The sequence below is a fragment of the Nostoc sp. CmiVER01 genome (assembly GCF_034531135.2).
Classification (GTDB): domain Bacteria; phylum Cyanobacteriota; class Cyanobacteriia; order Cyanobacteriales; family Nostocaceae; genus Nostoc.
The window spans coordinates 356,903-370,709 of record NZ_JAVRBU020000006.1 but is presented as its reverse complement, the minus strand read 5'-3'; the positions used below and the strand labels follow the sequence as shown (position 1 = coordinate 370,709).

Annotated in this window: 11 protein-coding genes and 1 pseudogene; 6 read left to right on the top strand and 6 right to left on the bottom strand. The window is 41.6% G+C overall.

The features are described from left to right. The first annotated feature begins 1 nt into the window (after position 1). Together RMZ43_RS12385 and RMZ43_RS12380 are read left to right on the top strand one after the other, a co-directional pair. Positions 2-1,045 (top strand): tetratricopeptide repeat protein, encoded by a 1,044-nt coding sequence (locus RMZ43_RS12385; RefSeq protein WP_322652286.1) that lies wholly within the window; start codon positions 2-4, stop codon positions 1,043-1,045. A gap of 16 nt (positions 1,046-1,061) precedes the next feature. Further along, a pseudogene (locus RMZ43_RS12380) lies at positions 1,062-1,247 on the top strand (IS701 family transposase); the annotation flags it as partial. 319 nt (positions 1,248-1,566) lie between these two features. Here the strand turns inward: RMZ43_RS12380 and grpE are convergent. The 3 genes from grpE to RMZ43_RS12365 all read right to left on the bottom strand — a co-directional run bounded on the left by grpE (position 1,567) and on the right by RMZ43_RS12365 (position 3,205). Next, positions 1,567-2,241, bottom strand: a complete 675-nt coding sequence (gene grpE / locus RMZ43_RS12375; protein ID WP_322652269.1) for a nucleotide exchange factor GrpE — start codon at positions 2,239-2,241, stop codon at positions 1,567-1,569. Positions 2,242-2,333: 92 nt separating this feature from the next. Further along, positions 2,334-2,825 carry a Dps family protein gene (locus tag RMZ43_RS12370; RefSeq protein ID WP_322646736.1) on the bottom strand — a complete coding sequence of 164 codons (492 nt, stop codon included), beginning with the start codon at positions 2,823-2,825 and terminating at the stop codon, positions 2,334-2,336. Positions 2,826-2,941: 116 nt separating this feature from the next. After that, positions 2,942-3,205: a ParB N-terminal domain-containing protein gene (locus tag RMZ43_RS12365; RefSeq protein ID WP_012410090.1), complete on the bottom strand. Its 264-nt coding sequence runs from the start codon at positions 3,203-3,205 to the stop codon at positions 2,942-2,944. Between the two features lie 112 nt (positions 3,206-3,317). Between RMZ43_RS12365 and RMZ43_RS12360 the strand changes: the two genes are divergently transcribed. Beyond that, on the top strand, positions 3,318-5,057 hold the full coding sequence (locus RMZ43_RS12360) for a SpoIID/LytB domain-containing protein (protein ID WP_416212403.1): 1,740 nt from the start codon (positions 3,318-3,320) through the stop codon (positions 5,055-5,057). 199 nt (positions 5,058-5,256) lie between these two features. On the opposite strand, the gene RMZ43_RS12355 is transcribed toward RMZ43_RS12360, so the two are convergent. Then, the gene (locus RMZ43_RS12355) at positions 5,257-5,556 is read right to left on the bottom strand and encodes a ferredoxin (protein ID WP_322646735.1); all 300 of its coding nucleotides are present in this window, start codon (positions 5,554-5,556) and stop codon (positions 5,257-5,259) included. A 585-nt stretch (positions 5,557-6,141) separates the two neighbouring features. On the opposite strand from RMZ43_RS12355, the gene RMZ43_RS12350 reads away from it, so the two are divergent. From RMZ43_RS12350 to RMZ43_RS12340, 3 genes are all read left to right on the top strand, one after another. Next, positions 6,142-7,152, top strand: coding sequence for a Gfo/Idh/MocA family protein (locus tag RMZ43_RS12350; RefSeq protein WP_322652270.1), 1,011 nt, complete (start codon positions 6,142-6,144; stop codon positions 7,150-7,152). 10 nt (positions 7,153-7,162) lie between these two features. Further along, entirely contained in the window at positions 7,163-7,939 is a 777-nt protein-coding gene (gene map, locus RMZ43_RS12345) for a type I methionyl aminopeptidase (RefSeq protein WP_322646733.1), read from the top strand. 188 nt (positions 7,940-8,127) lie between these two features. Beyond that, positions 8,128-8,742: a Uma2 family endonuclease gene (locus RMZ43_RS12340; protein WP_322652271.1), complete on the top strand. Its 615-nt coding sequence runs from the start codon at positions 8,128-8,130 to the stop codon at positions 8,740-8,742. A gap of 219 nt (positions 8,743-8,961) precedes the next feature. On the opposite strand, the gene RMZ43_RS12335 is transcribed toward RMZ43_RS12340, so the two are convergent. Together RMZ43_RS12335 and RMZ43_RS12330 are read right to left on the bottom strand one after the other, a co-directional pair. Further along, positions 8,962-9,324: a ribbon-helix-helix domain-containing protein gene (locus RMZ43_RS12335; protein WP_428850722.1), complete on the bottom strand. Its 363-nt coding sequence runs from the start codon at positions 9,322-9,324 to the stop codon at positions 8,962-8,964. A 66-nt stretch (positions 9,325-9,390) separates the two neighbouring features. Continuing rightward, complete coding sequence (locus RMZ43_RS12330) at positions 9,391-13,548, bottom strand: tetratricopeptide repeat protein (RefSeq protein ID WP_322652273.1); 4,158 nt, start codon at positions 13,546-13,548, stop codon at positions 9,391-9,393. Positions 13,549-13,807 lie beyond the last annotated feature (259 nt).

Genomic DNA, 13,807 nt, shown 5'->3' with positions numbered 1-13,807 from the left:
CATAACATACTTAAAATCAGTGAAGCGTAATACAATTACCCATGAATTTGACTCTGGTTCACAAGCAGAAATACTACGTATAGAGGAAAGTGATGATATATCGGAAGCATCTAAGCTACTACGACAAGGAATTCAACAGCAGCAAGCTGGTGAGTTAATAGGGGCTTTGAAGTCCTTACAACAATCTTTGGGGCTGTTTCAGTCCGTTGGAGATTTGCAAAAACAGGCACAGGCACTTTCTTTTTTAGGATTGGTAACTTACACAGCTGGAGACTACAAAGGTGCTATCTCTTACTCCGAACAGTGTTTGTCTTTGGTCAAAAACTCCTCAGATTTTGTAGTGCAAATGCAAGCACTTTCCCATTTAGGGAATGCATACCGTCACCTAAATGACCATAACAAGGCTATTGAGTTTTTGGAAAAGTGTTTAAAAATAACGCAACAACTGCAAGACAAACGTAGTCAAGTAGCAGCACTGAATAATTTAGGATTGGTATATAAAGCTTGCGGTAACTTTACGCAGGCAATTGAGTATCAACAGCAAAGCCTAGAAATTGTCCGGGAACTCAAAGATAACTGGGGTGAGGAACAGGTACTCAAGAATTTGGGTAATGCTTGGTATGCTTTGGACAATTACTCAAAAGCGATCGCCTATTATGAGCAGTGTGTAATCCTAGCACGTTCCTTAAAACATGTTCGCAGTGCTTCTCAGGTGCTAAAGAATTTAGGGAATGCTTGTTATGCTTTAGGTGATTATGCCAAAGCTATTAAGTATTATGAAGAACGGTTGCAATTAGCTAGAGAAATTAAAGACAAGCGTAGCGAGGAACAATCTTTAGGTAACTTGGGAGTTGCTTGTGAAGCTTTGGGTGACTATAACAAAGCCATTAAGTATTATGAAGAACGTTTGCTGTTAGCTAGAAGCATCAAAGATCGGCGCAGTGAAGAAGAAGCTCTTGATCGTCTGAAAGCCGCTTGCTACGCCTTGGGTGATTATGCCAAAGCTATGCAATACCATCAAGGAACATCTTCAAATAATTTGTAATACTTGCCTCCGGTAAGCAACCATAGATGAATATTGTACAGACTATAAAGACCTGTTTAAAGAAGTAAGAAATTATGAGTGCTTCAAATATTTACATCCAAGAATAATGTCCAAAATTTAAATAAAACCATTACTAGAGATAGCGAAAGTTGTAAATAAAAACTCCGCTCAGTCATTAGATCGTTTTCTAGCCAATTCAGATTAGTCAGTAAATAACAGGACTTACGCAAAAATTGCCGAAAAGCTTAATTTATCGAACCGCCAAGACGCCAAGAACGCCTTCGCGCAGCGTCTCGTAGAGAAGAATTCGTAGAGTGTGCGTAAGTCCTAAATAAGTTAAAACAACGAAGATTAAATAAATTGAAGAAAGAATTAGATGGTCAGAGTAGCAATACGGTTCAAATAAGTGGTTTTGTAGTTGAGGCAGGGAGACCGCTAGCTGATTTTAAGCAGGGGGGAATTACGCCAATAAATATAAGCCTTTAAAGCTTTAAGGGGATTAGAGGAAGGCGAAAAGCCTTCTAACTTTCTCTAAAAGGACTTACTTTAGCTCGATAAAGCAACTTCTCACCTTGAAGGTAGCCAGTGTAGCGCACCTTGACTAATTCTCCAGGTTGTGAAGTTCCCTCCATCAATTGGTGCAGTTGGGGATCATAAGGTAATTCTGCCCCTACGGGTGCGATCGCTTCTACCCCCCACGCCTCTAAAAGCTTTTCTAGAGGTTTTTGCACCAACGGGACTATCTTGACTGCTGCTAACTGGGGATTCTCCTGCGCTTTCTGTGCTGCGGTTGGCCATTGCAATAATAAAGACTCCAGCAGTTGCAAACTCGACTGCTGGAGTTCTTGTAGTAATATTTCTCGCTGTTGTTCTAATTGAAGTTGCGATCGCTGGTACTCTTTTCTTAAATCTGCAATTTCTTCTAATAATTCCTGAGTAGGCGCTGCTTTTTCTTGTAACAACTCTACGGTTGAAAAATTTGCGATTAATTCATTCAATGAAATTTGTAGCACTGCCGAAAGCTTAAGCAATACATCTACCCGCATCTGCTCTAGCTTTCCTTGGCGTAATCGCAAAAGTTGACGCTCTGAGACACCAGCAGCGCGACTTAGCGCTTTAAAACTAGGAATCCCTGCCTGTTGCATTAAATTTTGCAACTTTTGGGAATTGGGCATTGGTAATTGGGAATTAGGCATCGGGAATTGGGTATTGGGAATTGGGTATTGGGGACTGGGTATTGGGGATTGGCAAAAAAATTAAGTCTTTATTAGTCCCCAGTCCCTAGTCCCTATTCTTCCAGTAAACTTCTCAACATCCAAGCTGTCTTTTCGTGTACTTGCATCCGTTGAGTTAATAAATCAGCTGTAGGTTCGTCATTAACTTCCTCTACCACAGGGAAGATAGACCGTGCAGTTCGGACTACGGCTTCTTGTCCTTCCACTAATAAACGGATCATTTCCACAGCTTTTGGAACGCCAGGAGTTTCTGGAATCGAACTCAGTTTGGCATATTCGCTGTAGGTTCCTGGCGCAGGATAGCCAAGCGCTCTAATCCTCTCGGCAATTAAATCAACTGCTAAAGCTAATTCTGTATACTGAGTCTCAAACATCAGATGCAATGTTTGGAACATCGGCCCCGTTACATTCCAATGGAAGTTATGAGTTTTCAGATAAAGTGTATAAGTGTCAGCCAACAGGCGAGATAAACCTTCGGCGATTTTAGCCCTACTCGCCTCGTCAATGCCTATATTTACATTTTTGACTGTTACTTTCGATGACATAATTTTCTCCTAATTAGGTTATATGTAATTGGGGATTGGGAATTGAAAAGAGTCAGAGGGGCAGGGGGCAAAGAGAAAATTCTTCCCCTCTGCTTCCCACTCTCTACTCCCATTCTCTATGCCAAGTGCATCTTTAATACGCTGCGGGGTGCTTTACGAACTCTGGCTAAAACGGTTTCTTTGCCTAAACGCTGGCAAGCCTCATACCGATGGCAACCAGAAAAGCCATAATATTGTCCATCTACTTCTAGGACATCTATAGGTTCTTGCTGCCCAATCTCCGCAATCGATTCCATTAAAGCTTGCACTTTGTTTGGATCGTTTGCACGAGGCAATGGCCGTTTTATCTGATTTAATGGAATTTCTTGGACTCTAACCATAAGGAGTTTATCCAACTAGTTCTGTTTTGTGTCTCTAAATAAATCATAGTCATTATGACTACGTTTTGCAACTATTTTGGGCAAAACTGCTAATGGTATCATTGGAGCACTCATGCGACAAAAAAACCGCACTACAAAGCAATCGGAAAATCAGCTCCAACACCGCATTAAGGGGCAGAAAACGATCGATTATTTGCGATCGCAACTCTTGGAGACTCTGCGCGTAGCTTGCTTCCCCGTAGGTGTACGCTATCAGGTAGCCATGAAATTTTCGCTTTGGCGTTTTTCCCAGGCTGTGCTGACCACATTTTGTCTATTGGGACTAACTGCTGCATCAGCGCCTGAGAGTAACATTCAGGGTATGGAACTGAAAATTGGGATTGTGCAGCGATTTGGCTCACAACCCACAGCCAAGCTGCAACTAGAACCGACAAAAGGCGATCGCTTAAAGCTAAAATTTCTTGCGGGCAACAAGCAGCAAACCCTAGTTACCAAGAATCCTGTAAAGCTGGAAACAGTTATGCAAGCTTTACCCCAGCCAACAGTTGAGGAAGTGGTAGTTTTAGGCACATACCGCACCTTTGAAACTGCGGAAGACAGTGCTAATAAATGGCGTTCTCAAGGAATAGAAGTGGAAATAGCCCAGCCAGAACGCTGGCAGGTTTGGGCGAAACGCGATGTTTATAGCACTCCTTTACTACGGCGGTTGCTATTGCAGAACATCCAAGCTTCTACCCAAGAAAAAGTATATCTTGATACTAAAGTTTTAAAACAAGTACCCCGAGTTAGTTGGGTAGTGGATGGTAAGCGCTATAGCCCAAATAATTTGGAAATCAGTACTGATAAAAACTTGATTCGGGTGAATAAAAGCGAAAAACCCGAAAATGCTCGTCTTTATGCCGGGCGAATGAATTTGCAGCCAAATGCTTATGGCACATACACTTTAGTTAACCAAGTTGCTTTAGAAACTTATTTGCGTGGGGTTGTGCCTTACGAAATAGGCATAGATGCACCAACAGCTGCGCTAGAAGCCCAAGCAATTCTGGCTCGAACTTATGTTTTAAGAAATTTGCGTAGGTTCGCAGCAGATAACTATCAGTTGTGTGCTGATACTCACTGCCAAGTTTATTATGGGCTAAATGGAGCGGCCGCCAAAACAGACAAAGCGATCGCCTCAACCAGGGGTAAGGTAGTAACCTATAAAAACGAACTAGTAGATGCCCTTTATTCTTCCACTACTGGTGGCGTTACCGCCTCCTTCAGCGATGTCTGGAATGGTGACGATCGTCCTTATCTGCGCCCCGTACTGGATGCTGCAACTAATTTTTGGGACTTGTCTAAGCAGAGTTTAGCAGATGAAAACAACTTCCAAAAATTTATTAATATCCAACAAGGATTTAATGAAAGCAAATGGGATATGTTTCGTTGGCATAAGGAAACCCCTTTAAAGGATATTACCAAAGACTTGCAGAAATTTTTGCAGGTGAAAAACAGTCCTTATGCCAAATTTAAGACAATTCAGGCTATGGCAGTAGTGAAGCGAAGCCAGAGTGGACGTATCCTTGAACTTGCCGTCAAAACTGATAACAGCACCTTTGTTCTCCACAAAGACGAAGTTCGTAGTGCCTTTGCTGCTCCTAGAAGTACACTATTTTACATAGAACCCCTGAATAAAGGAAAAGCCGAACTGTGGGGATACGCCTTTATTGGGGGTGGATTAGGACATGGAGTCGGCTTGAGTCAAACTGGCGCTCAGAATTTAGCTAAATTAGGTTGGTCAAGTCCAAAAATTCTCCAATTTTACTATCCTGGTACTCAGATTCAGATTTTCAGCAAAGAGACTAAACTTTAAGCTAATCGAAAAACTCCATACTGAAAAATTAAGCAGGAACACAAAATTTATTGTGTTCCTGCTCAAGACGAAATTAGACTTTTTGTGAAAGTCGCTTTATAGACACGGCATTGAAAAGGCTTTAACACTAGATGTGATGCTTTTATTTTTTCAACATCACTAACTCTTGCAAGAGGTTTATTGTTGAGGGGCCTAACTCTTAGTAGAGTTCTTCTTCTTTGTGAGTTTCGATTGTCACGTCAGAGGTTGGGTAAGCGACACAGGTCAGTACATATCCAGCTTGTATTTGATCGTCATCTAAGAATGACTGGTCACCTTGATCGACGGTACCTGATACGAGTTTACCTGCACAGGTTGAGCAAGCACCAGCGCGGCAAGAGTAGGGCAGGTCAAGACCGGCTTCTTCAGCAGCGTCTAAAATATAAGTATCATCATCAACATCAAGTGTTTGGTTAAGTCCTTCAGCTTCATTGACTAGTGTCACTTTATAGCTTGGCATTGAGTAATCCTCTCTTTTGCAAACGGTAGTATAAGTTATCTTTAGGCAAAGGTCACGGCTTTTCTGTAGGATTAGCCGCTGGTTCAAATTTGCTTCAATTCTGATACTACGAGAAAAATTAAACGATGTGACTAGAAATTGAACGCGATTAGTAATGAAATTTAGTTGCTTAATCCTTATAAGTTTTATTTATATTATTTTCGTCCCTATCCAGGCTGTAATTAGAAAAAGTTATATTAAAAGATAAAAATATGAATAGGATTAATGTTAACTATATTTTAGAGGACTTACGCAAACGAGATCCCTAACTTTCTTTAAAAAGTAGGGCTGTTTTATTCGATCGGGTAGAGATTTTCTCAATATCAGCCTTGCCGTATCCCTATTCAAAAGCTAGCTAGGCATTACGGATGTAACAGAAGACATTAACTGTGCCATCGTCTTGATTATTTTGTGGTTATAGTTTTGAAAACATGCCCTAGTACGAATGTTGTAAAGTCTAAACTGGTGAAGTCATTTGATTCGAGATGTTGAGAGAATCTCAACACTAGAAGGGTGAAAGAATCAAAAACATAACTAGTGAGGATCATGTATAATTCAGAAGCAGCTTTGGAAAAAGCAAAAGTGCGTGTAGGTTTGGTGGGTACTGGGTATGCGGCAAAGTTTCGATCTGAGGCATTGCTCCATAATGAGGGAATGCGATCGCAGTTAATCGCAACTGTTGGTCATACCGCAGAAACAACAGAAACCTTTGCTAAAGAGTACCAAATTGAAGCGTTGAGTTCTTGGCAAGAGCTAGTAAAGCGTGAAGATATAGACCTAGTGGTGATCTCTACTATTAATCGAGATCATGGGGCGATCGCTCGTGCAGCCCTGACTAACGGCAAACATGTGGTTGTAGAATATCCTCTGTCGTTGGATGTAGCCGAAGCAGAAGAACTAATTGCCTTAGCCAAAGCACAAAAGAAACTCCTGCACGTTGAACACCTAGAACTTTTGGGTGGTTTGCATCAAGCTTTGAAGCAAAACTTAGCCAAAATTGGTGAAGTTTTTTATGTTCGCTACAGCACCATCAATCCCCAAAATCCTGCACCCCGTAAATGGACTTATAACCACGAGTTGTTCGGTTTTCCCTTAATGGGTGCCTTGTCTCGCTTAAATCGTCTCACAGATTTATTTGGTAAAGTATTTACAGTTAACTGTCACCAACGATATTGGGAAATAGAACCGGAATATTACCAAACCTGTTTTTGCACTAGTGAACTATCCTTTAACAGTGGACTTTTAGCTCAAGTAGTCTATGCCAAAGGCGAGAGTATTTGGCAATCAGAACGCAAGTTTGAAGTTCACGGTGAAAAAGGTGGTTTAATTTTTGATGGCGATACCGGAATATTTATCCAGTCAGGGGAAACAACACCTATAGAGGTTGGCCCTCGGCGGGGTTTATTCGCCAAAGACACAAGTATGGTTTTAGACCATCTTTTTGATGGTACTCCTTTGTACGTTACCCCAGAGGAGAGCTTGTATACCCTAAAGGTTGCTGATGCAGCCCAAAGAGCTGCACAGACAGGGTTAACTATGTTTATGAAAGATATCTAGATAAAAGTTAATGAAAACCGAACTAATTGTTATTTTATCCCAACGAGAAATAGAGAAAATGCGTCAAGCGGGGCGTTTAGCTGCTAAACTTCTCCAGCATCTCGAACCATTCGTGAAGCCAGGAGTTAGCACTCTTGAACTAAATGATGAAGCCGAACGTTGGACGCAAGCGCATGGAGCAAAAAGCGCACCCCTTGGCTATAAGGGCTATCCTAAATCAATTTGCACCAGTGTAAATGAGGTAATTTGTCACGGCATTCCCAATGCCAAGCAAATCCTTAAGGATGGTGACATTATTAATATTGATGTGACGCCAATTGTTGAAGGTTATCACGGCGATACATCTAAGACCTTCTTTGTCGGTACTCCTTCTCCAAAAACGAGAAAGCTGGTAGAGGTAACAGAAGAGTGTTTGCGCTTGGGTATTGCTGAAGTTAAACCTGGGGCCCGCATTGGCGACATTGGTGCAGCTATTCAAGAGTATGCTGAAGGGCAAGGCTTTTCTGTAGTGCGAGATTTCGTTGGACACGGCATCAGTAACATTTTTCACACTGCACCGGATGTTCCCCACTATGGCACACGCGGTAAGGGTAAGCGCCTCAGACCAGGGATGGTTTTTACTATTGAGCCAATGATTAACGAAGGTACTTACGAAGTCGAAGTTCTGGGCGATAAATGGACTGCGGTAACGCGCGATCGCAAGCTTTCTGCTCAATGTGAGCATACCTTAGCTGTAACTGAAGATGGCGTTGAAATCCTCACCCTACCTGAAGGCGAGAATTACTAAACGTCGTTGATTAAATTCGGGCAGTCATTGATTGAATTCGAGCCGCGATCGCAAACTTTCTGCTCAATGTGAGCATACACTAGCTGTAACTGAAGATGGAGTTGAAATCCTCACCTTACCTGAAGGCGAGAATTACTAAACGTCGTTGATTGAATTTGGGTAGTCGTTGATTGAATTTAGGTAAGATTATGACCCAAGCGTTGCCAAAATTACTAACCTTCAATGAATTTATCGAATGGTATCCCAACGATGGAAAACGCTATGAGTTGCACAAAGGAGTAATTGTTGAAATGCCGCCTCCGACCGGTTCGCACGAAAAAGTTATTGCGTTTTTATCGCGGAAATTAACAGTGGAGTTTGATCGTCTTAATTTACCCTATGGAATCCCCAAAACTGCATTAGTTCAAACTCCTTCTGCCGAATCAGCTTATTCCCCTGATGTGTTGCTGCTAAATCTTGATAATCTCAACAATGAACCGCTTTTTCAAAAACAGTCAACAGTAAGCCAAGCAGCATCGGTTCCAATAGTCATCGAAGTTGTTTCAACCAACTGGCGAGATGATTACTACAATAAATTTGGAGATTATGAAGAAATGGGAATTCCTGAATACTGGATTGTTGATTATGCTGCATTGGGTGCAAGAAAGTTCATCGGCAATCCCAAACAACCTACTATTTTTGTGTGCGAATTAGTTGATGGTGAATATCAAATGACAACGTTTCAAGGTAACACCGCGATTTCATCGCCTACCTTTCCCCAATTAAATTTAACTGCACAGCAGATTTTTAATGCAGCTAACTAATTTTTTATCTAGTCTTATAATTATCTTCCCAACTTATTAGAAATACCTTTACAACCACCAGGAATAGTACCTCTAGTTTGTTTACCACCCCAAGCGCAACAATAGTTGCGTGCAGACAGTGATAGCGATCGCTATTAAAGTAATTAGCAATGTCCTCGGCTTAACTAGAAATTGCTTGGTAGTAGGTTGGTTTATTAAGTAATATTTGAGACACGACTTTTACGTTTCGTTTTTGTGCCACAATTCTTCTTCCAAGTCAAACCATTCTTCCACTAACCCCAAATCGCGTTCCGCCCGTTGGATGGCTCCCTCTTTTAACTGTTCTCTAAGCTTGACTAAGGCTTTTTCAGCAATATAATATTGCACAGCTTCATTGATGAATCGACTGCGTTGGCGTAGCCTCTCCTCCGGAGAATCGCCTTTTTCAATGACTCGATCAATTAGTTCAATTGTCTCATCTGGTAAGGTGATGTTAATCCGGCGATGCATAATTTTTCGCTTTGTTTTGCCTATCAGGTGTATTATACATACTACAGATGTGTATAGTTGTGTTGAAGGAGCGTAGCTTACCGACGTAGACATCGCATGAGAAACTTCTACAAAGTGCGTAGACGCTTCTTCGACTTTTTGCCAAACATCGCTTGGCTTTCACTTAATATCATCGCAGAGACGCTTATCGCTCTCACTCACATTCAAGTTATTCTGCAAATAATCATGCAGCCAATTGCAACCCCGCACCAGCAATTCGTCTAAATTCTCCACAGGCCACAACCGCGCTGTGTTGTCAGATGATGCCGTGGCGATAGTTTTGCCGTCCGGGCTGAAACTCACATTATAGACCCAGCCTTGATGCCTTTTGAATTCTTGTAGCAGTTGCCCGTTGAGCGTCCACAACCGCGCTGTGTTGTCAGATGATGCCGTGGCGATGGTTTTGCCGTCCGGGCTGAAACTCACACTATAGACCCAGCCTTGATGCCCTTTGAATTCTTGTAGCAGCTGCCCGTTGAGCGTCCACAACCGCGCTGTATTGTCAGATGATGCCGTGGCGATGGTTTTGCCGTCCGGGCTGAAACTCACACCCCAAACTGTGCTTTGATGCCCTTTGAATTCTTGTAGCAGTTGCCCGTTGAGCGTCCACAACCGCGCTGTGTTGTCATCAGATGCCGTGGCGATGGTTTTGCCGTCCGGGCTGAAACTCACACCCCAAACTGTGCCTTGATGCCCTTTGAATTCTTGTAGCAGTTGCCCGTTGAGCGTCCACAACCGCGCTGTCTTGTCAGATGATGCCGTGGCGATGGTTTTGCCGTCCGGGCTGAAACTCATACTATAGACTCTGCCTTGATGCCCTTGCAACTGGTTGCGTTCTTTAATTTTATCGAGAATACTATCCAAAGCAAAAATAGGGCTGATAGCTGGATATTTTTCTAAAGGGCGACCATCTTTTACCAAAGTCTTTAACTCTTTACCACTGTGCATTGCTGCCACCAGCGATTCTAACTCGGCATATTCAAATTGTCTTAAAGCATTAACACCTGCCCGTTCTAATTCCGTTACCTTTTGTGCTTCTTTTTGTGCTGCTTCTGCTCCTTCTGTTGCTTTCTGTGCTTGTGCAAGTTTTGCTTGCGCTTGGTTGAGAGTGTTTTGGGCTTGTTGAGCTTGAGATTCTGCTTGCTGTTGTTTTGTTGCTGCTTGTTGTAATTTTACTTCAGCAGTTTTTATTTTTTCGTTTGCCGTTTTAATGCTTTCCTGCGCTTGGGCATTTTTCTCTTGTAATTCTGAGGCTTTCTGGTTTACCTCTTCCAAGTCTGCTTTAGCAGTCAGTAAGTTTTGGTTTGCCTGCTGAGTTTTCTGCTTTGCTAGTTTCGATTCTCGTTCTGCGGCTTGCTGATTCTTCTGCGCTGCTTGAAACTTTTGCTCTGCATCCTTCTTTTTAGTTTCTAATTCCTGCGCTTTCTCCTGTATTGCTGCTTGTTGCTTTTGGGTATCTTCCAAGTTTTGATTTACTAACTTGTATTGAGCTTCAGCCGTTTTAACTTTATTTTCTGCCTCTTGCTTTTTACCATCAGCATCCTTAGCAAATTGAATTTGATTCAATGCATATAAAGATGATATACCTGCAAATAATAATAGACATACCGCCAAACCAGAACTCACTCTCAACTGCATCCGCCCTTGGCGAATTTGCCGCTTGGCTTCTTGTTGAGCATTAACTAATATCTGCTTTGCATCTTGTTCAAGCTTCAGCTTCTCTTCTGCTTGCAAGCGTTGTTCTCGCTCTCTAGCAAGTTCTGCTAATATTTCATTACCCTGTTGCTGACGAATGAATGATACAAGGTAATCATGAACCAGTTGATAACGGTCAGCTGGCGATTCTGGTAATAGCAACACTAACCTTGATGCCACAAAAATCTCTAACACCAAATCTAGTTTATCGGCTTCTGCTGGCAAATCTGCGGCTAACTCAGCACGAGTCTTCAGGGGACGAGTGCCATTTTCATCTGTGAGTAAATATAAAACCAGTCGAGCAACCTGTTCATTCTTCGCACCACAATCATGGATAACTTCTTCTAAAAATCGCTCAACTAGTTTTTCTTTAGTGCCAAACTGACGATACTTATCTAAAGTTGTAATTTTCTCAGTTTGCAATTGCGTCCCCACAATTTGTAACTCAATCGGGCGTACCTCACCCAATTCGCCTGCTAATTCCCGCACTAATTCATCAATCAGTGCAGGCTCTAAGTAAAAGTGAGAGCGTTCTGTTAAACTCTGCACAACAGCCATCGCATGGGCTGGCGAAAAGTTACCCAAATAATAGCGAATATTTTTATCGAGAATATTATTATTAATTACACTTAAATCAAACAGACGGTCTAACTCTAATAAATAATGTAAATAATCTTCCCGCAAAGACAGAATTACCTTGACAAAAGGAATATTTAGACAAACTCGCAAAAAATCATAAAATGCTCGTCGTTGACCTTGGTCTGGATAAACAAAGAAAAACTCCTCAAACTGGTCAAATATTAAAATTGTCAACAAATTCCGGTCAGCATTTTTCCGTAATTGTTCTAAAATATCGGCTGAAGAATCAAGATTAGCAAATAATTGATTTCCTCTAACTTCCTCAAAAGCCTTAGCCAAACTCTGTCCCAACATCCCCACCCAATCGGTATAAACTCGCAACAAAATAGGTAAAGCATCTCGCTCACCAATTGCTTCTTGTTGCAACGCCGGGATTAATCCACCCTGCAAAATCGAGCTTTTACCCACTCCTGACTGACCATGAATTACAGTCAATTTATGCTCAGTCCCGCCAATTCTTTCTCGCAATCGCTTAACATCTTGTCCGCGACCAGAAGCAGCAATTTCTTGAGCAATTGTTTCAGGATTTTCTACCTGCAACTGTGCGGAATTAATTGCCTGTCGCTGTGGATTGAGATAAGATGCGCCAACAAAGGCGCGAAAACCATACTGTTGTTCAATTTGTAATTGTTCTTGCTTAATATTAAAAGCTTTAAGATATTCACCTTGTTCAAAATAAACTAGGCGTAACCTCTCTAATATAGAGATATATAATTGTGGGTTGTAGTGATGATTACTTTCATTTTTTGCAGCTTCTAAATTAGTAATTTCTGCTTGAATTTGACCTAAACCTTGTTGTGATTTGGCTAAAATAAATCGATACAAAGCAAATTGATCTGGTTGTAAATTAGGTATCGCAGCTAATATTTGCAATGCTTGTTCTGCATGTTTATGAGCTTCATTCCACTGTGACTGCTCTAAGGCTACTTCTGCTAAAAATCCATAATCTTGAGCCAACTGCAACGATGTGCCATAATTTTGATGTAGCGGCAGAGATTTCTCCACAAGACTTTGCAACTCTGGCCATGCTTGTAAACGTCGCAACACTTCACCCAGTTTAGTAATATGTTTTGCAACTAAATCTGAACGTTGTGCTTGTTCAAAAATTTCAATAGCTTGCTGAAAGTAATTTCTAGACTCTTGCCAATAGCGTTGATTTTCGGTCTGGTTTTTTTCAGATTGGCGATTATAAGCTGAAGCAATATTAACGAGTAATATACCTTGTCGTTCTAAATCATTACTTTGTCGCCAGAACTCCAAGCTTTGTTGATAATGTGCTAAAGCAGAATCTATCTGGTCATGTAAATAATCATTTAAACCAAGCAAATACTCTAAACTTGCTTGAAGTGCGGCTTCTAATACTTCTCCTCGATTTTGCAAATCTTGACGGGCGGTTTCTAGTTCCCGGCACATTTGGGTATTGGGTGTAATATCATCTGCAAAGATTTCATCACTTTTTTGCTGAAGGAAATTGACTAACTCATCGGTAGGGTTTTCAAACTCGATGATAGTCGCCCAATTCTCTAAATCAGTTGCTAATCGAATAAATTTTTGCAGAACTGAATCATTAACCCACAACAATATCGGAAATGGGAAGTTCTTTCTAAACTCCTCCCGTACTTGATTAGCTGAAGTCAGAACTGTATCAATATCTTTAACCGACTCCAAACCAAAAATCATCAATGTAAGTGGCTGTTCATCTAAGAGTTGTTCGCGTATATTTGTGTAAAGCGTTTTGACTGATGCAGGTAAAGTAATTTCGTGAATGTGTACAGGAGATAATTGGTGCAGGCGTTCTACCATGCGCTGACGTAAATCAGCATAGTTACAGCGCAGCAAAATCAGCGAAAATCCCCCCTGAGAAAGGGTAATTGTTCGTACCAGAGTTTGCAATGAACGTTCATTGTCAAAGGCTAAATTTTCTGGCTCTTGCTGATTACTCATAACATAAATAAATTATCTTATATTAGCTGTTTGTATAATTACATCATGCAAGTAGGGGGCAGTGGGCAGAAGGATGATTTCTGCTAGTTATAAGCTGTAGTTGTGAAAATTACAACTGAGACCGCTCCCGTGAAGACTCAGACCGCTCCCGTGAAGACTCAGACCGCTCCCGTGAAGACTCAGACCGCTCCCGTGAAGACTCAGACCGCTCCCGTGAAGACTCAGACCGCTCCCGTGAAGACTCAGACCGCTCCCGTGA

Excerpts from the sequence above, each read along its gene's own strand:
- grpE (WP_322652269.1), bottom strand. The coding sequence starts at position 2,241 with ATGCCTAATTCCCAATTACCAATGCCCAATTCCCAAAAGTTGCAAAAT.
- RMZ43_RS12370 (WP_322646736.1), bottom strand. The coding sequence starts at position 2,825 with ATGTCATCGAAAGTAACAGTCAAAAATGTAAATATAGGCATTGACGAG.
- RMZ43_RS12365 (WP_012410090.1), bottom strand. The coding sequence starts at position 3,205 with ATGGTTAGAGTCCAAGAAATTCCATTAAATCAGATAAAACGGCCATTG.
- RMZ43_RS12360 (WP_416212403.1), top strand. The coding sequence starts at position 3,318 with ATGCGACAAAAAAACCGCACTACAAAGCAATCGGAAAATCAGCTCCAA.
- RMZ43_RS12355 (WP_322646735.1), bottom strand. The coding sequence starts at position 5,556 with ATGCCAAGCTATAAAGTGACACTAGTCAATGAAGCTGAAGGACTTAAC.
- RMZ43_RS12350 (WP_322652270.1), top strand. The coding sequence starts at position 6,142 with ATGTATAATTCAGAAGCAGCTTTGGAAAAAGCAAAAGTGCGTGTAGGT.
- map (WP_322646733.1), top strand. The coding sequence starts at position 7,163 with ATGAAAACCGAACTAATTGTTATTTTATCCCAACGAGAAATAGAGAAA.
- RMZ43_RS12340 (WP_322652271.1), top strand. The coding sequence starts at position 8,128 with ATGACCCAAGCGTTGCCAAAATTACTAACCTTCAATGAATTTATCGAA.
- RMZ43_RS12335 (WP_428850722.1), bottom strand. The coding sequence starts at position 9,324 with ATGTCTACGTCGGTAAGCTACGCTCCTTCAACACAACTATACACATCT.
- RMZ43_RS12330 (WP_322652273.1), bottom strand. The coding sequence starts at position 13,548 with ATGAGTAATCAGCAAGAGCCAGAAAATTTAGCCTTTGACAATGAACGT.